This window comes from Mesorhizobium calcicola (assembly GCF_042682105.1).
Taxonomy (GTDB): Bacteria; Pseudomonadota; Alphaproteobacteria; order Rhizobiales; family Rhizobiaceae; genus Mesorhizobium; species Mesorhizobium calcicola.
Genome location: NZ_JBHUGY010000019.1, coordinates 13,869 through 31,633 on the forward strand (window position 1 = coordinate 13,869; position 17,765 = coordinate 31,633).

General features: G+C 58.2%; 11 protein-coding genes. 8 read left to right on the forward strand and 3 right to left on the reverse strand.

The window, feature by feature from the left end; genetic code table 11:
- Positions 1–883 precede the first annotated feature (883 nt).
- On the reverse strand, positions 884–1,099 hold the full coding sequence (locus ACFSQT_RS11270) for a hypothetical protein (protein ID WP_379018513.1): 216 nt from the start codon (positions 1,097–1,099) through the stop codon (positions 884–886).
- A 505-nt stretch (positions 1,100–1,604) separates the two neighbouring features.
- Here ACFSQT_RS11270 and ACFSQT_RS11275 point away from each other — a divergent pair.
- The 4 genes from ACFSQT_RS11275 to ACFSQT_RS11290 all read left to right on the forward strand — a co-directional run bounded on the left by ACFSQT_RS11275 (position 1,605) and on the right by ACFSQT_RS11290 (position 5,176).
- Positions 1,605–1,877, forward strand: a complete 273-nt coding sequence (locus ACFSQT_RS11275) for a type II toxin-antitoxin system RelB/DinJ family antitoxin (protein WP_379018515.1) — start codon at positions 1,605–1,607, stop codon at positions 1,875–1,877.
- 60 nt (positions 1,878–1,937) lie between these two features.
- A complete protein-coding gene (locus ACFSQT_RS11280; RefSeq protein WP_379018765.1) occupies positions 1,938–2,210 on the forward strand; it encodes a type II toxin-antitoxin system YafQ family toxin in 273 nt (90 codons plus the stop codon).
- 346 nt (positions 2,211–2,556) lie between these two features.
- Positions 2,557–3,168, forward strand: a complete 612-nt coding sequence (locus ACFSQT_RS11285; protein ID WP_379018517.1) for a hypothetical protein — start codon at positions 2,557–2,559, stop codon at positions 3,166–3,168.
- 67 nt (positions 3,169–3,235) lie between these two features.
- On the forward strand, positions 3,236–5,176 hold the full coding sequence (locus tag ACFSQT_RS11290) for an AAA family ATPase (RefSeq protein ID WP_379018519.1): 1,941 nt from the start codon (positions 3,236–3,238) through the stop codon (positions 5,174–5,176).
- A 121-nt stretch (positions 5,177–5,297) separates the two neighbouring features.
- Here the strand turns inward: ACFSQT_RS11290 and ACFSQT_RS11295 are convergent, their stop codons facing one another.
- On the reverse strand, positions 5,298–11,651 hold the full coding sequence (locus ACFSQT_RS11295; protein WP_379018521.1) for a DUF3320 domain-containing protein: 6,354 nt from the start codon (positions 11,649–11,651) through the stop codon (positions 5,298–5,300).
- A 414-nt stretch (positions 11,652–12,065) separates the two neighbouring features.
- Between ACFSQT_RS11295 and ACFSQT_RS11300 the strand changes: the two genes are divergently transcribed.
- Genes ACFSQT_RS11300 through ACFSQT_RS11315 form a run of 4 tightly spaced genes read left to right on the forward strand, consistent with a single transcriptional unit; the run spans position 12,066 to position 16,765 of the window.
- Positions 12,066–13,535, forward strand: a complete 1,470-nt coding sequence (locus ACFSQT_RS11300) for a hypothetical protein (protein WP_379018523.1) — start codon at positions 12,066–12,068, stop codon at positions 13,533–13,535.
- Entirely contained in the window at positions 13,528–14,352 is an 825-nt protein-coding gene (locus tag ACFSQT_RS11305; protein ID WP_379018524.1) for a hypothetical protein, read from the forward strand. The genes ACFSQT_RS11300 and ACFSQT_RS11305 overlap by 8 nt, the downstream gene beginning before the upstream one ends.
- On the forward strand, positions 14,349–15,725 hold the full coding sequence (locus ACFSQT_RS11310; RefSeq protein ID WP_095081565.1) for a hypothetical protein: 1,377 nt from the start codon (positions 14,349–14,351) through the stop codon (positions 15,723–15,725). The genes ACFSQT_RS11305 and ACFSQT_RS11310 overlap by 4 nt, the downstream gene beginning before the upstream one ends.
- Positions 15,722–16,765: an OmpA family protein gene (locus ACFSQT_RS11315; protein ID WP_379018526.1), complete on the forward strand. Its 1,044-nt coding sequence runs from the start codon at positions 15,722–15,724 to the stop codon at positions 16,763–16,765. Before ACFSQT_RS11310 ends, ACFSQT_RS11315 begins: the two co-directional genes overlap by 4 nt.
- A 34-nt stretch (positions 16,766–16,799) precedes the next feature.
- Here ACFSQT_RS11315 and ACFSQT_RS11320 read toward each other — a convergent pair whose 3' ends face one another.
- Positions 16,800–17,651: a thermonuclease family protein gene (locus ACFSQT_RS11320; RefSeq protein WP_095081706.1), complete on the reverse strand. Its 852-nt coding sequence runs from the start codon at positions 17,649–17,651 to the stop codon at positions 16,800–16,802.
- Positions 17,652–17,765: the final 114 nt, after the last annotated feature.

Genomic DNA, 17,765 nt, shown 5'->3' on the forward strand with positions numbered 1-17,765 from the left:
CAACCTTTCGGTCGCGGACTCGTCCACACCGTGCCATCGCGGGTAACCGCCACGTCATCCATCGATCAGGGAAGGGTCGAAAAGCCGGATTTGAATCCCCGGCGGAACATACCGGGGCCTCAGCCCTGAGCTTCGCGGACTTCCCGCACAGCTATCGATATGCACTTCATTGTCATTCTCGTTCGGTCCTCTGTGCCCGGCGTTCGTCGGGGAATGCGGCATTAACCTAGGACGTCCTGCGATATAGTGAACAGGATTCGTAAAATTGTTCGGATCTAGGCAATTGTTCACAATCCGAGACCAGAAATCGGGCTCTCGCCCTTCGTGAGGAACCGATGCAGAAATCAGCCTAATTGCTCTCAGAATTGGACGGCAACCTCAACCTGGGAGCCGTCGCGATCCAGTCGTTGGGGGATTGCGAGCGTAGATCCCGCTATAGATCAGCATCGTCAGATCCAGTTTGAAGATTCGCAAAATGACCGGGTTGTGTCGTGCGATCTGCCCTTTCAAGCTAGTTAAGGGCGGAGCTTCTGATCGGCCCATTTCACTGGAGTTCGGGCAATGGCTACAACTACCCCTGTGATCGATCGCATCTCGGACATCGATTTTCTTTCATCAATGCAGCTTGCAGAGGCGATGGGAGACATGTCATCGCTCGCGACGATGTTCCATGCTTATCGAAAGCTTTCACGATCGACTGATCCAGGAGTGCAATCAGAGTACGGACGACTGAGATCTGTCCTTGAGGCAGGGCGGCGGATCGAGCAGCAGCACGGGCGCGGTAGCCTGATTAAGCTAGGCCACCCTTTGGTTAGTCTCTTCGCCGCTAAGGGGGCAATCGATCCAAGCGAGTTGGCGAACGCCGCGCACCATCAAGCATCGCTCAGTGGCCAAAACCTTTTGTGCGCGTGACCCTGCCGACGAATTCGAGAGCTTCCGCGAGGCTCGCCGTCACAAGCTCTTCCCCCTCAGGGCCGACAACGATGTATCCAATACGCTGTCCTCCGAGGATTATGGCATAGAGCGCGCAATCACTCGGTACGTCCTCGTCAGTAACCAAAACGATCTCTGGAATTGTGGAAGAGGCATCGTTCTTCAACTGAAATAATTCCCTGTTAGTACTTCACGCAGTCAATATGGGATTCGCACGCAGAGCCAAAGCCGGAAATTCTCATGTCTTTGCCGACGTGAATGTCATTCGGTTCGCACGAACGGCAGGCCCGATACAATTGTCCGGCATTCGGTAGCAAACGCCACCAAACAAAGCGGGCGAATGCCAAGAGTGGCGGCAGGGCAACTTTTAACGGCCGAACACGTTCGATTTGCGATCAGGCTCGTGCGGGCCGAGGACGACACGAGTAGACGACACGAGTGTTGCTCCATCGCCAACCGACGCAGGTATCGTCGCCGCCCGCCGTGCATATTTGGGCCCGCCTGGATTGCCGCCTTTTCTCTTCTGGATGATATCCGGTGGAAGGGTAGGCAGCAGACGGTCACGGAGTTCCGCACTCTTGACTGTATCGCAATTGAGATACATATAGAAGCCAGGTCGCAATCGGCGTAAGTGGGCCAACAGCGGGTCAATCGCCACAAGGAGTCCTGATATGGCTGCCACCAAAATGGTTCATGTTCGAGTCGACGACGACACTCGTGAAGAGGCTTCCTCGATTCTTGGGTCGTTCGGTCTGTCGCTTTCGGATGCCGTTCGGATCTTTCTTCATCGAGTTGTCTCCACCCAAAGTTTTCCTCTCGAGCTCAAGGTTCCCAACGCAACAACCCGCGCCGCCCTGGCGGAGGCGCGTGAGATCAGAAAGGCACGTAAGGCTCGCTTTGCGTCGCCGGATGAGCTTTTCACCGATCTCAACGGAAAAAAGTAAATTCTGCGAGCAAAAAGCTTGAAGAAACCGAGCGACGCCAGGCGCGCCTCCCTTCCAAGGGTGTCGGAATACACCAAGCAATTTCGGAAGGACTGGGACCGATACAACAAGGCCGGGAAAATGGATATGACTCGCGCCATCGAATTGATGACCCTGATCATTCTGAAAAGGCCGCTCGGCGCGGAATGGGCCGACCACGAACTCTCAGGGAGAGAGTGGAAAGGGGCGAGGGAAGCCCATATCGGTGGTGACTTTCTCCTCGTCTATGCCGCCGATGACGACTTCGTCGAGTTTGTCAGGCTCGGCTCACATTCCGAGTTGTTTGGAAAGTAAGGCACGGCGCTGGCGCGACCGACACCGTGATTCTGGATGCCGAAAAAGGGGCGCGAACCTAGCCGAATGCCAAAGGCGAGATTGGTGGCTTTTGCTACCGAATGCCGCAATTGTCAACGCATCGCCAATCACAGGCGCGCAACTACGCCCGAGCTGGCTGTCGTTCTATGGGCATGGAAGCTCGCAACTATGCGACATGCCGCCGAAATCCGCAGTTGACGCCGTTGTTTCTGTTCTATATTTGTTCCCGCCACCATGAAACAGGCATCGCTCCTCATACGCTGATCGCGCCCCGACGCTGCACTCGCAGCGGCCGATCATTCTTGCGTATGCGTAGGAGCGTCCCGTGACCGCCCAGCCCGAAATCGAAACCGACCAACTCGCGTCCGTCCGCGCCGATGCCGCGCGTCTTCATTTCCGTCCGCGAGGAACTGTCCGCTGCATCGGCGCGCCCTTGTTCAGGAACCAAGCCGCGCGAGACCTCGGATGCCTGCTCGACGTCGACCCGACGGTGGTCGAATGGTCATGCCTCCCGCTCGTCCTGCATCGACAGCGCGACAGCCACGTTCCGGATTTTCTTGTCGTCCGGGAGGAGGGGACTTCGATCGTCGATGCAGTGTCTGAAAGCTGTCGTCTGGAGCCATGGGTCGAGGATGCTGCCGCTGAGGCGGGCTATCGATATGGCGTCCAATCGACGGTCATTGCAGGTCACAGGCTGGCCAATTCCATGGACCTGCTTCGGTACGCCCGCTGGCATTGTCCGCTGGGCGACCGGGTCCACGTGCTGGCGGCGTTGGACGAGCACGGCTCCCTCACCATCGCCGAATGCCTGACCGCCTTCCATGAGACAGTCCCGATAGCAGGGCTTTCCTCGCTGGTCCTGCGACGTTTCGTCGAGATCGATCTAGACGAAGCCAGGATCGGACCCGAGACCGCCGTTCGGCGCATTCGCGGCTGAACGCGGCTTCCGAACACCATCGTTGCTGCGCCGCCGAGCGCGCGGAACCATCAAGTCAGGACATCCAATGAAACGCCCGTCGAAAGCGCTGAGCGCCAAGCTCGCTTTGAATGCAGCGCGGTTCGCCGCTTATTGCTCGGTAATGCGGGCACTCCGGGATCAACGAGACTTCCTGTCGGGAGGACCGGCCGTAATCGTCCTGATCGCGCCGAGGGAAGAGGACGTGGATATTTACGAGGGCGCGTCCAAATTCCCGGCAAAGGGGGAATCGCTTGTCACCGGAAGCGTGTACGATCGCGACCGGACGCTCGTCATGACGGTCGAACCGGAGGGGCGAAAAAAGTCCGAACGGTTCGACCTCCTCGGCATCACGGGTTCTAACGACCGCATCGTCGTCGTTACGCATTCCCGCGACCTTCTCGCGGAAAACGTTGACGCGGTTGCAGATGCTGTGCTGGTGCTTCCGGCTATCCAGCCCCGATATCTCAAGGCGGCGGCCCGTTTCTGCCGCAACCAGATCCTGTCGGACGAGGATGCTTCATTCCTGGCGACGGTCCCTCTGCATGTTCTCGCCGCAATCTGGCGCAAGGGCAGGGCGCTGGACAAGGTCTTGCAAGCGGCTCGCGCCACCATGGTCGCTCCAAAGTCGAGCGTAGGGCAGGGACCGACATTGGACGACCTCCATGGACTGGGCGCCGCTGCCGACTGGGGGAGGGAGCTTGCCGTCGACTTGAAGGACTGGCGGGCAGGCAGGATCGGGTGGTCCGAAGTCGACAGAGGAATCCTGCTCAGCGGTCCGCCCGGGTCTGGCAAGACGATGTTCGCAGCGGCTCTCGCGCGAACCTGTGGGGTCTATCTTGTCTTGGGTTCGCTGGCACGCTGGCAGGCAATGGGGCATTTGGGAGATCTTTTGAAGGCGATGAGAGGCGCGTTCGCAGAAGGCATGAAGAACGCGCCTTCGATTTTGCTCATTGACGAAATCGATTCCATTGGGGATAGGAATGCCTTCTCGGGGCACAACGCACAATATAGCCGCGAGGTCGTCAATGGTCTGCTGGAATGCCTCGATGGATCCGGTGGCCGGGAAGGTGTCGTCGTGGTCGGCGCGACTAACTTCCCCCATATGCTGGATGCGGCGCTGACCCGTCCGGGCCGCCTCGACAGGCATGTGAACATTCCGCTGCCGGACATGATGGGACGACGAGGAATTCTTGGTTGGCATCTAGCCAAAGCGTCGTCTTCTCTGGACCTGACTTCCGTAGCCGCTCGCACGGACGGCTGGACAGGGGCGGCCCTGGAACAGCTCGCCAGGCAGGCGCGTCGCCGTGCGCGCCGTGCGCGGCGCGACCTCGAGACCGCGGACTTGCTCGCCGAGTTGCCCGAGCTCATGTCTCTCCCGGAAGCGTTGCTGTGGCGAAACGCGATCCACGAGGCGGGCCACGTAGTCGTCGGCCTGACGCTAGGCGTTGGCGATTTCAGGAGCGTGGAGATCATCGACACCTTCGATCCGACAGGCGAGCCCACGCAACGGGGAGGAGGGGCTCGTTTCGACGAGCAGCTCTTTCCGGAACGGACGAAGGCCGGATTCCTCGACCGGATCGCCGTCGCGCTTGCAGGACTTGCAGCCGAGGAAATTGTGTTCGGTTCGAGGTCTGCCGGAGGAGGAGGGAGGAAAGGTTCGGACCTTCACACCGCCACCGTGACCGCCCTGCAGGTGGAAGCCGCCTACGGGCTGGGTGCAGGCTTCACGTTTCTGTCCGGGGCAAGCGAGGAGGAACTGCTGGTAACGCTGCATATGAACGGCAGTCTGCAGGCCCGGGTGGAAAACGTCCTCGCTGCAGAGTTCCGTCGCGCGAGGACGCTCGTTGAAGGCATGAGACCCGAACTTGAAAACATTGCGGCGGCGCTACTTCGTGATCGGCGCCTGTCGGCAGAAACGGTCAAGGAGCTAATTTCGCGCCAACCTCGGCTCAAACTGCGCGACGGATCCGGGAGCAAAACTGCATAATTATGGTCATAGAAACTAGGATCGGCACAACGTCGCAGGAATGAGCGGAACTCATTATTGGGGGCGGGCTGAGGCCGGTCGTGGGCAAAGTCAGCGCGGCACAGACACTGCCCATTGTCCTTCAGGCGGAGCCGGACAATTTAGCGATAGCGATCGCCGATACAAATCGCTCTCGGGTGGCGGCCCGAATGCGCTGCAAGCCGAACTGCTCCGCTAGCTTTTCAATGATCTGATCATCGGAAAGCCTGATACGCAAATACGGCGACGCCAAGCTGGCGAGTTCGGCGAGCGGCGTGTCGGCATGGGATCGGCCTCCATCAGCCGATACCCGGAAGGGCACCGGGCGATCCGTCGCCGAACCTTCCGGCCAGAACACGTCCCGTTCCTCCTCACGAGATCGGGGAAACTGCGGGTCTACGGCGTCGGTCACCATCTTCTGTATGGTTGAACCCGTCCGCTCCATGCCATGTGCCCTCGCGATCCGGATGGCGAGAATATCACCGTACAGCGGACCTTCCGTCTGAATAACCTGCGCAATCAGCTGTCGAAGAGTTGGACGATAGCTTGCCTCATAAAAGCGATCATGATCCGGCGTCAGCCCAGCGAGACCGAAATCGGTGACGGCATAAAACCCTGGCATTTGATTGACGGGTGACTTGGAGGTCGCAGCCTTCGCGACATGTAAGGAGGAAGACGTGGACCGCCCTGGCGGCTTCTGTCCGGCCTCCGCGCCAATGCGATCGACGACGCTGCAGATGTGATCCAGATACAGCCTCTTTTCCACCGGGTCGGTGCCGGACCTCTGGTAGTGCGGGACACGAGTGAACCAGTCGTCTGGATCGGTGATCCTCTGGCGAACGAACGTTTCGATCATAGCTTCGCGAAGGATGGAACGATGCGGCTCCCAATTGGAGGCCGACGGTCGGATGACCTTTTCCCTGAACGCCGCCAAGGCTTCATACGCCTGATCAACGGTCAAGCTACCGCTTTCCTCAAACGGGTCGTCGCCGTCCTCGGTTTCCGCCTGCACGTCGGAAATCGCGTGCTCCGCTATTGAGTCAAACAGGGCTTGGCTATCGATGTCATCGTCGTCTTCTGTTTCTGGCCGCTCGGCGATCATGACCTCAATCGCCGGCAAGTACGTGGGGCCAAGTCGATAGTCCTGAAACGCCGACATTGGCTTAGTCCGCAGTTCCTCAAGCCGCTTGAGGAGCTTTTCCGTCTGGGCATCCGGGTTGTCAAACCAATCGGTCGACCACACCCGAAGGATATTCCAGCCAAGGCCCCGTAGAACCTCTTCGCGCAACCTGTCGCGGTCACGGGCACTCTTGCTCGAGTGGTACTGAGCTCCGTCGCATTCAATGCCTGCGAGAAACATTTCCGGATGGTCCGGATGTCTTATTCCCAGGTCTATCTTGAATCCCGAAACTCCCACCTGCATGTCCACGGCATGGCCACGTGCGCGAAGACGAATGGCCACCTCGGTTTCAAATTCACTGTCGGCCTCTCCGCCGATCAGCTGGACCGCTGCACGTCCCTCGGTTTCCGTATATTCGAGGTATCGCTTCAAAACGTGGACGCCCTCTTTGCTCGTTTCCGTCGGTCTGACGTCTTCGGAGCCAAACGAAGCGAAGAGACCAATGCGGATCCGGGCCCGGGAAAATAGTACGTTGAGACGACGATGACCCTGCTTGCTGTTAATCGGGCCGAAGCGCTGCCGCATGACAGTCGCACCGGCTTCCTTGCCGTAGGTCATCGATATGAAGATGAAGTCGCGTTCGTCGCCCTGAACGTTCTCCAAGTTCTTCACGAACAAAGGTTCGCCCTTCTTCCCGGCTTTCTCCCTATATGTCTCGACGTGTTCGTCATCGCCCGACATCCGTCGCAGGGTTTCCTCAATGAGGTCTCTCTGGTCCGTGTTGAGCGCGACAATGCCCAGGGTGGGAAGGGAATCCTCATCGCTGTTCGAGAAGTGCCGCATGAACTCTATCGCCTCTTCAGCGACGCGCTCGGCTTCGGCGACATTCCGCCTGGCCTTGTATTCCCCATTGACGCGAAGCAGGTCGACAGAGAAAGAGCCGGGTTTTGCGGCAGGAAACGTGACGAGGCTGCCCTCGTAAAAGTTGTCGTTTGAAAACCGGATCAGACTCTCGCAACGGCTGCGATAATGCCATTTCAGGCGTCTGACTTCGCCGAAAACCTTCTGGCATCGTTCAAGGATCGACTCGTCATCGATCTCGTCCGCATCTTCGTCGTCCGTGGCCGGATTGTCGCTCGAACGCTCAAAGAAACTCGTCGGCGGAAGCTGTTTCGGATCGCCGACCACTACGATCTGCCGCGCACGCAACATGGCGCCCAACGCATCTTCCGGCTTCATTTGGGACGCCTCGTCAATGACGAGCAAGTCAAATTCAAATCTGCCTTGCGGGAGAAACTTTGAAAGCGAGAGGGGCGACATCATGAAACAGGGCTTTAGAGCCCTGACAGCTTCGCCAGCCCTTCCCATTAGACCGCGAACTGGCGTGAAGCGCTTCTGTTTCGGAAACTCGTTCGCCAGAAGGCTCATTTGCGTCCATGTCTTCACCGATCCATTGCGGAGGCCGTTCGGCGGCTGCCTTGTGAGCAGACGCGCCCGGACAGTCTCGCGGTCGCCAAGGATCTTCTGTCTGTCACGCTCGGCAAACGTCTTTCGTTTAGCATCGAGTTCGTTGCCAGTCCGGTTAGCCAACGACGAGGAGAGACGACGGGCAGCCTTGGCACGAAGTCGGGAAACAACCGCGTCAAATACCGCCGGAAGCCGCGAAGGAGGGACCAGCAGCCCATCTGTCTTGAAAAGGAATTCGACGAGGCCTGCTCCCTCGATTTCAGCTCGGGAACTGCGGAGGGAGATGAATTCCGAAAGTTCTTCTCTATGTTCCAGGAGCCTTTCAAGATGCGGGATCATGGACCGCAGATCGAATGCGTCCATGCCACGAACCCCGAATTCATCAAGACGCTTCGCCGAGTGGCTGAGCTGGCCTGTAACGCGGTCATATGACTCAGCCATCTCGCGAAGTCGGTCGCGCCATGCCAAGGCATCCGCAGAGAGAAGCCCTTCAAGGATCGGTCCGGGCAGTCGCGCCGATTTGACTGATCGCACATATCCCATGGCGTCTTCAGTTTGCGCGACCCCGTCGTTGTCAGGCGCCAGCGAGCGCACCGCGACGGCGAATGGAGATCTTTCGACCGCGATCAGCGCTTGCGACAACCGTGTCCTGGCGGCATCGATCTCGGCGAGGGTCGAGAGCGAAAGCGTGGAAGATGAGAGCCGGTCATCCGGGTCCAGTCCGAGAACACGCTCAAAAGCTTCCAGATTCTTTGTGCACTGTTCCGCGGCGTCCTCGATCGGGTGCCCGTCAATCAATTCATCGAACCGTGCCCGTCCGGTTCTATACGGATCTGCCGTTCGCGAAAGCTTTGCGAATGCGGAGACAGAACCTGCAGTCAATCCGACTATGGCTTTGGCAACGCTGTTTCCGGAGGGAAGCCCCGTGAGCTTGTGCTCCAAGGCTTCGCGCAGCTTGATCCCCTGATCGATAGCCACGAACGGCGTTGCCATCCCTGCCCAGGCTTTGCCAATCGCGGCTTCCGCGTCGCGATGGGACGCGAACACCTCGACCGACCGGACATGTTTGGAGATTCGGACAAGCATGTCGACGGAGTTCGGTTCTGCCGGAAGCCGGAGCCGCTCCAACAATGCGCTCGCGGCTTTGACGTCTCCGCGTATCGCGCTGAAGAGCCTGCCGATCCCGGTCTTTCGCAATGCAGCGCCGGCTTCGTCAAGTTCCCGTGCATCCGGCCATTTGGGTTCGGTGAACCCTCTCGCCGCTTGGCGAAGTTCCAACTCTTCGCGAGAAAGAGCGTTCCATTGATCAAATAGCAGGCCGAAAATAGAGGTATCAATCTGGACAGCGCCGACCCATTGCAGATGCTCAGGGTGAGCGCTCTCGGTAACCTCGAGAGCTGCTGCAACAGCGTCGAGAGCGTGAACGGGAGCGGACCCTCCCAAGCCCAGCAATTCCATTGCTTGGCCCATCGATTCAAGCGCGTCGAGGAACCCCTTGTTCCGGTGTATCGTGCGGTAGGCATAGGCCCGCAGGCCGACGGGGCTAAGCTCGGCAAGGTCTTGAGAAGGCAGCGCTGAGACGATCGCACGGGCCGTATCAAGAGTCGGCGCGTCGAGATCTCCTGCTGACGGCAAGTCGTCGACTGCTTGAACTGCCGAAAGGTACGAGGATTGAAGGGACAATCCATGCTGCAGGCCATCGAGATCGATGGCGGCAATCTTGCCTATCGTCGAAGGGCTCGACGGCTCCGGTATGATCTTGTCGGCGGCCGAAACCGCATCTCCATCTTCGCCGGAAAGAATATCCAGACCCTCGTGGCGATCCATAAATTTCGCCAATTCCGCAGCTGCATCTCGAAGGCTTTGGATCGCCACGAGAAACTGATCGCGCTCGTACGCGGGTAGGTGGCCCGGAGGGGTCACACTCCATGGTGATGCCGACGGGTGTCCATAGGAATCAAGGAACGCCTGCGCGCTCGCCGCGAAGATCTCCAATTTACCTCTGACGTCCCGCAGGTTGCGTGGATCGCCCAGCAGATCGTCCGGCATATGGACGTCGTTGAAAAAGTCGCCAAGATCGGCATTTACCGAATGTCCTCGGATCGACTTCCAAATCAGTTCGAACGGAGTCGCTCCATCGTCGGCTTCGGAGTGCAGATCGTTCAGGTACTCAGAGATTTGGGCCCGTGCGAAGGCCCACGTCGTGTCCTCCTGTGCCGTAGCTGCCCTAGCAGACCGCCCGACGCCGATTTCGTATCGGCGGGCGAGGCTTTGGACCACAGCTTTGGGAGACGATCTGTCGGAGTGCAGCTCCAGGCAGAACTCGCCAACTCCGGACTTGTCGAGCCGCCGTTTGACAACGTCGAGGGCTGCCTGTTTCTCGGCCAGGAAAAGCACCGTCTTCCCAGCAGCCAGGGCATTTGCGATGATGTTCGTGATGGTCTGGGACTTCCCAGTCCCCGGGGGCCCTTGGATCACCAAATTCTTTTGCCGCATCACGTCCACGAGAGCGCTGTGTTGCGAGGCGTCGGCGTCTTGGATCAGGATCGGGGCGGACTTCTCGATCTCCGGATCGTCGATAAGGTAATCTTCAGGAGAATGGAACGAGGGCCCGTCACCATCGGCGCCCTGCTCGAAGCCGCTTAGGAGCGAGCCGACAAGTGGATGTGCGGCAGGGTGGTTCTGCCACTTCTCCGGCTTGGTGTCCTCGTAGATTGCTATGCGGCTAAAGGCGAAATGGCCTAGCACTAGCCAACGCCGAACCCGCCATCTTTTCAATCCTTCGATGCTTGCCTCGACCTTGGCCAGATAGCTCTCTACGGATCCCCCGTCGTCTGCGTCGCCGAAATCCGGAAGGTCTCTGCCAAATTTCGTTTCCAGGAATTTCTGAAGGCTGATGTTTGTTTCCGCAGCGCCTTCGCGCGCCGCAACTTCATAGACGTGCTTTCCTCGCACCTTCTGCCGTTCGATCTTGACAGGGAGAAGGAGGAGGGGCGCGTAGATCGGCTTGTCGGAGGCATCGCTGTCGTACCATTCCAGGAAGCCGAAAGCCAAAAACAGCGTCGACAGGCCCGCTTCCTGTTCGGCGAGCCGGGCCTCAGCGGAGATTTTCTCCATTAAGGCCTCGAGCTCGTCAGGATATTTCAACGTCTGGAGAAAGCGGTCGGAGTGCGTCTTCTTCGTGCCCGCCGGTTGGAGCTCGGGACTCGGGTCTATGCCGAGCGACCGCGCATGTTCGTTGCGATTGACGTCCGCGCGCTTGGGCCGAGGCGGGAGTCCAAGTTGGGAGCGCACGCGATCGCGGAGGGCCCTCTCGAGCCGTTCAACGGCCATTTCATCATCGGTTGCGCTGGCGACCAAGTTGTCCAGCGCAGTCAGGAAATCGATGTCGGAAACCTTTGCGTGCTCGAACGCGTCAACGAACTCCTCGGTCTTCTCTTCTGGCGGGAGGCCCTCGGGTTCATCGAGATGGACAATCCTAAACGAGCCGTCGTCTTCGACGAGTTTCGAGTATGCTTCCTCAAGCACCTCATCGACGATCTGTAACTGGCGTTTTGATCGGGCGCTGATCGAGTAATTCAGCATCCGATTTTTCTTGGTCAAATCCAGAAGCTTTAGTCGGAGCTGCTCGTAGATATTGCCAAGCCTGTCCAATTCGCCGCGATCAAGCATCCCAAACCTGTCGTTCATTTCCGCCTGACGGGCGACGTCCACCCCGGAACCGTTGGTATCACACATGCGATTGGGAAGTGACCCCGGATTCCTCGTTTCACACTGCGAAGATGCTAGATCAGTCCCGGTGAGCTGCAATTGCGTTTGCATGTCGTCGCGCCAATCAGGCGTCTGACCGGACTTTGCTCGTTCGGCCACTTTACGGGCTGCTGCAACATTTCTCTGGAGTTGCCCGGCTCGATGGGTCGACCGGTGCTCTAGTTCTCGCCACAACAGCTCGAGCGAAGGTCCATCGGATCGTATCTCTTTGAAAATGCGTTCGAGTTCATCGATTCTTTTCGATTGGTAGGGCCGGGAGGGCATGATGCATATGGTTCGGTGTTACAGGCCAATTCTTCTCAAAATTGTTTCCGGCTATCAAGCGCGAGGGAGGTACCGACAATCGCCTCAGGGCGACATTTCTTAGAACAATCCCTGGTCATCCGCGTAGCCCGTTTCGATCTGCAAACAGGTGACTGATTCTGTGGTCCTCCTCTGCCGCAACTCATATAGATCGTCATTATTGTTGTCCGCGTGCGTTTCTTTGCTTAAGAGGTCTCGCACGGGCTGACCATGGGAAAGTGGGCAAGGGGTAAAGAGTTGACGAAGGCGTTTGATGGGCTCAACCGGATCTTGGAAAAGGTCCGCGAGACGAGCCATGACTTTGTGGTCACGACTGAAATATTTCCAAACTTGGACGTAGACAGAGTCGCACGAGACATGAAGCTCGCGGAAGAAGGGCAAACCCGCGGTGCAGCCGACCAGCCCTCGAAGAGCTCGAAATCACTTGATGACGTCGAACTGGCGATCGTCAGCAAGGTCCAGGACACCAGGAACACCGCGTACAATAACCTGGAAGATCAGCTCCATTCGTTCGCCAGCAGGCTTGGCGGCTTGGACTTCGAGGGGCAGTTTTCCGACATCCACAAGGCAAACGCCGAAGGCGTTTCCAACTTCAAGGCGGAGGTCGTCAGGGGACGCAACGAACTCCATGGTTTGCGACGGGCACTGAACGCTGCCGAAGAAGACTATGCCGATTTCCGCAGGCGGCACGGGATCACGCGCGCCCCGCGGCTGTCGGAGGGCCACGTATGGTTCTTCAAGGTGTCGTTCCTGTTCTTCCTGTTTCTCGTCGAGGCGATCATGAACGGCGTCTTCCTCGCGAAGGGAAGCGATATGGGAATTGTCGGGGGCGTTACCGAGGCCATGAGTTTCTCGTTCCTCAATATCGGGATCGCTTTGGTTTTCGCCCTGTTTTGCGTCAGCCTCACCGTCCACCGGTCCCTATTCCTGAAGCTTCTCGGATACCTTTCCATCGGTGGCTATGCTGCGCTAGCCGTCGCGCTGAATCTTGGGCTTGCGCATTATCGAGAGGTAGCCGGGAGCATTCTCGAAGATGCCGGACCAATCGTTATGGATAGAATCCGGCATGACCCGCTCGGACTTGTGGACATCAAATCCTGGCTGCTCTTCGGCATCGGCCTGATGTTTTCGATCTTTGCCTTTATTGACGGCTGGTACCTGAAAGACCCGTATCTCGGATATGCGGCAGTGTACAAAAGGCTGCTTTCAGCGCGCACGACGTACGCCACCCGTCAGGAAGACCTCATCGAAGAACTGCTCGGCGTACGAGACGACCACAATGAGAAGGTCGACGAGATCATAAGGGACCTCAGCGGCCGCCGCAGGGACCACAATGCGATCATCGCCCATCGGGCGAAGCTGCTCTCCTTGTTTGTCCAATACCAGGAGCAGCTCGAGCGGACTGCAAACGTGCTGCTTAAACGCTATCGGGAAGCCAATGCCAAGGCACGGACGGAAGCAGCTCCGAAGTACTTCGACGGCGCTTACAAGCTGGACCGCATCCAACCTACGAAAGCAGGGGAAAGCGAACTGACGGACAAGGACGTCGCCGAATCCATACGCAAGGCACAGGCAGACCTATCCGACCAAATCAGAAAAATCGCTGCAGTGTGCGACGACGGCATCGACCAGTACCGCGAACTGGACGAGCTGCATCCGGAGACGGCTCCCAATGGCTAGGACGAGAAGAAGAAAAAGCCGCAAACCGGGACGATTGGGCACTGTTGTGGCCGGCATATGTTTGCTCGTCCTCTCCGGAGCATTGATCGGTGGATTGGGATACCTTTACGCGAAGGCCAGTTCCCAAACGAAGCTGGCCAAGGAAACCTTGTGTCCGCTTGACGGCCCCATGGCGGTAAACGTGTTCTTGATCGATACGACCGATCCGATCTCCGACACTACGCTGCTCGATATCAAGAATAGGTTCCAAAAGACCGTATCGTCGATCCCGGTCGGCGGATTGCTGGAGATTTTTGGCCTTACCGAGAACCCGGGCGAGCTCGTTAAGATGTTTGACGGCTGCAATCCTGGTGACGGCTCTTCAGTCGACCAATGGACCAATAATCCTGCAAGACGCCAGCGCCAGTGGGAGGAAGCCTTCAACAAGCCGCTGGATAAGGTTTCGGAGAGCATCCCTAATGGCCAATCCGGCAATCAGTCGCCGATCATGGCGGCCATTCAAGAAATCAAGCTCACGGTTTTCGACAAGTTTTCCAAACCCGGTGCTGCGAAGCAGTTGATCGTCGCCTCCGACATGATCGAACACACGAAGCTGTACTCCCAGTACAAGTCAGGGGTCAGCTACGAAGCGTATCTGAACAGTCCAGCGAACGCCAAATACCGGACGACGCTGGACGGGGTCGACGTCGCGATCTGGTATGTCGATCGCGCGGCCAAACCCTTTGACGGGCGCGATCATCTGGAATTCTGGGCTAAGTGGGTCGTAGAAAATCGCGGCAACTTTCTGCCGTCGCCACGACTGGAGGGAATGAATTGAACCGTCACACAGTCGGCGAAGAGTTTTCGACCGGTCTTCTCCGGAACCTGCCGCTTTATGCCTTCGCCGCGTTTACCCTCACCGGTTGCATTTTCATCGCAGTCTCGAAGCTGTGGGGGGTGAATCCGTTCGTTTCCATGACGGTCCCGATCATGCTCATGATCGGATATTTGTCGCTGTCCTGGTTTTCGGGGCGGATCCGGCTCCACGAAGAGCAGACCGGCGACAACCTCTATTACATGGGCTTCCTGTTCACGCTGTCGAGCTTGGGCGTTTCCCTATATCAATTCACCTCAGTGTCTTCGACAGACGATGTCATCCGGAACTTCGGCATCGCGATCACGTCCACGATCTTCGGAATCTCTCTCCGCATCCTCTACAACCAGACGCGGCGAGACGTTCTCGATGTCGAGAGGGCGACACGCCATGAATTGGCAACAATGACGCGACGCGTACGCTCGGAGATGGAAAGCGCCACGCGCGAATTCGCCGACTTCCGTCGGGTGAGCAATCAGATGATCAGCGAGGGGTTCGACGAGATCGTCAGGCATGCTGATGATACTGGGGAGCAACTGAAGGGCGCTTTGGAAAGGATGGCGAACGAAGCCATCAAGCCAGTTCAGGATGCGTCGGCGAAACTCAGCACTGCGATCGACGCCAGCTTTGGTCAGATTGCATCCAAGCTCTCCGAAATCGCGGAAAAGGTCGACAGCTCCGGTGACGTGTTCGAGAAGGCCAACAGCGGGATGGCCAGCTCGACGTCTCAACTCGGAAGCCAAGTCGACGCCGTGGCCAGGAAACTCGAAGCGGTCATGATACCCGAAGCCGTCCTGAAGAACGAGCTCGGTCCGCTTGTCAGGGAGCTCGGCAAAATCGTTGTCGACTACGGCGCCAGGACCGAGGCCCTCAGCAAAGATCAGGCTCACCGCATGGACCTGATCACCAATGCCGTCGCGAAAATCGTGGAGACAAGCGGGAGGTCGCTTCAGATCATGGAGAAGTCGGTAGAGGCGTCGGCTCAAGTTCAGCGGAGCACAGACAGCCTCGCTCGCCACATCCAACAACAGAATGCGGAGATGCAGAAGTTCCTTGAAAGGATGCTCCTCGAAACGCGCGCAGGCTCTAAGCTCGGCGTATTCGAACCTCTATCCGATGGCGCTTCAGGGGGGGCAAACGGTGTTCACCATTTCACCGACGGCTTGGGGTCGACCCCGCTTCTCGACGACATCGTTGCTTTGGCCGCCCCTGTCGAAGTTCAAGCGCAGCAGCCAAACGGCCAGGATGCGCCCGAAGCGGCAGGGGATGCAATTTCCCCCGTGAATAAATCTGTCGAGAGTGAATCTGACAGCAAGCGGTGGTGGAACCGTCGTTGAGCACTCAGGGAACGTCCGTCTCAAGCGAGCAGAGAGGCTATGGCCGCGGCCTTATTCTCGGTCTCACCATGGCCGAGTCCATGCTGTTGCTCGTCTTCTGCCTCTTGTTGGCTGCTGGTGCGATCATCGCGAGAGAGCGGTCCACGTCCGAACACATCAAAGCGGACAAGCTGGCGGTCGAGGTTGAACTTCAGAAGCAGGAGGCCTCCAACGCTCTGCTCGAAGAAAAGCTCGAGGTGTTCCGAAAGACAGTTGCTGGTAGCGACGGACTCGAAAAGGAATGGCGGGAACTGGAACTCGCAAAAACGAAGGTGGACCAGATATTGGAGACCGGTCTCACTCTCGAAGAAGTTGTGCCCATGGCAGTACGGCTCCGGGATTCCGGGCTGACTGCCAACGACATCGAAAAGCTTGCCCCAGCGATCAAAGTGCTCCGAGACAAGGTCGTCGTCTCACCCTCGAAGCAGACGCCGGAAGAGCAACTTCTTGAGGTCATCCGCAAGGCTAAGGAATCTGAAGGCAACGCAAAGCCCCACGAATGGCCGCCGATTATCAGCCTCAGCGAAACGAACGGATACTTCTTCAAGTCAGGCAGCGCGGAACTCAGCCCGAGCTTTGACGCGGCCTTGCGAGAAAACACTGCCGGACAGATTGCGGACATCGCCGCGAAATATGCGGTGGACGTCGTGGAGGTCATCGGGCACACCGATGAGCAGAAGATCTCGCGTCTTGGATCAAACCTTGATGCCGAGCTTCAAGACGTACTCGGCGGCACTGCCCCCGTCGGCGTACTGCACCCTGCGGACAATGCGGGTCTGGGGTTAGCGCGTGCGATTGCCGTAGCCAAAGTCCTGAAGAGCGTACCAGCTCTCCAGGCGGTTACCATTCTGCCCATGTCGGGGGCCCAACTGATCCTTCCCGACGACACCCTCACCAACGGAACCCAAGCAGGTGACGTGAAATCGCGGCGTCGGATAGAGATCCGGGTCAGGAAACGCAATTCGCCTTCGACAACGGAGATCGGCGCGAAGATTCAGTGAGGCAACTGCAGCACGGGTAAGACGGTTTCGACGATCAGCGAAGGGCGGGTCGCCACCCTGCAGCCAGTGCTTCGGCCTCCGAACAAAACCATCGCTCGCCCTTGCTCAGCGTGATTTGGGTCCTGTCGTAGTGTTCCTGGCCGGGCACGTGATAGATGCGTTCGCCCGACGAATTGATATTGCCTTTGATGTTGCATCCGTCGGAACCGGACGAGACGCCGACAAGCGGTACGATCGGCGCGGTTGCAGCCTTGCCATTCCGGCGATCCGCCCTCCATTCCCACGGACGTTCAAACGCGCCGATCCATATCCCTTTGCCTTCGGCCTTTGCCGCCGCCTGCAGGTCGGCGTAGGCGCCGTTGCTATAACGCGGCCAGTCAAGAGCCCAGCCATCCCTGACGAGTGCGGCCTGAACGCTTTCTCCGTCCGCCCTGAAGCAGTTCCCGACGAAACGGCCGTAACGGTCACGGGCGACGAAAACGCATCGGGTCGGAGATGAGGCGGCCAGAAATTGGTCCACCGCTTCGGCCGCCTTTGCACCGCATCGATATGCTTTGCCATTTCCGTCTGCACAGGTTTGAGACGACTCGGGCGCGTCGATGCCATTGAAGCGGATGCGCTTGCCATGGATTTCGATTGTGTCACCGTCGATGACGGAAGCACGGCCGACCAAATCCTCCTGATCGGAGGAAGCTTTGCCCTGCGCGTAAGAAACGATTTCCGGACTATTTCTTGAGACGAAGCTCCACCCGAAATATCCCGCAATGCCAGCAACGGCGAGTGCAGCTGCGACAGTCCAACGTCCGCTTCCCTTCGAATGCTGTCGCGAACATCGCGTCACCGACCTTGCTTCGCGCCGTCGCTTAAGTCGGACACGATGGTCCATTGCCGCCCCCGATGCGCTGACCACAATGCGCCCAAACCGCACTTTTCGCCATATGCTGTGGGAAAAGCTCGACTAACCCGTCCACGTCAAAACCCGCCTAAGTTCATGCCACTA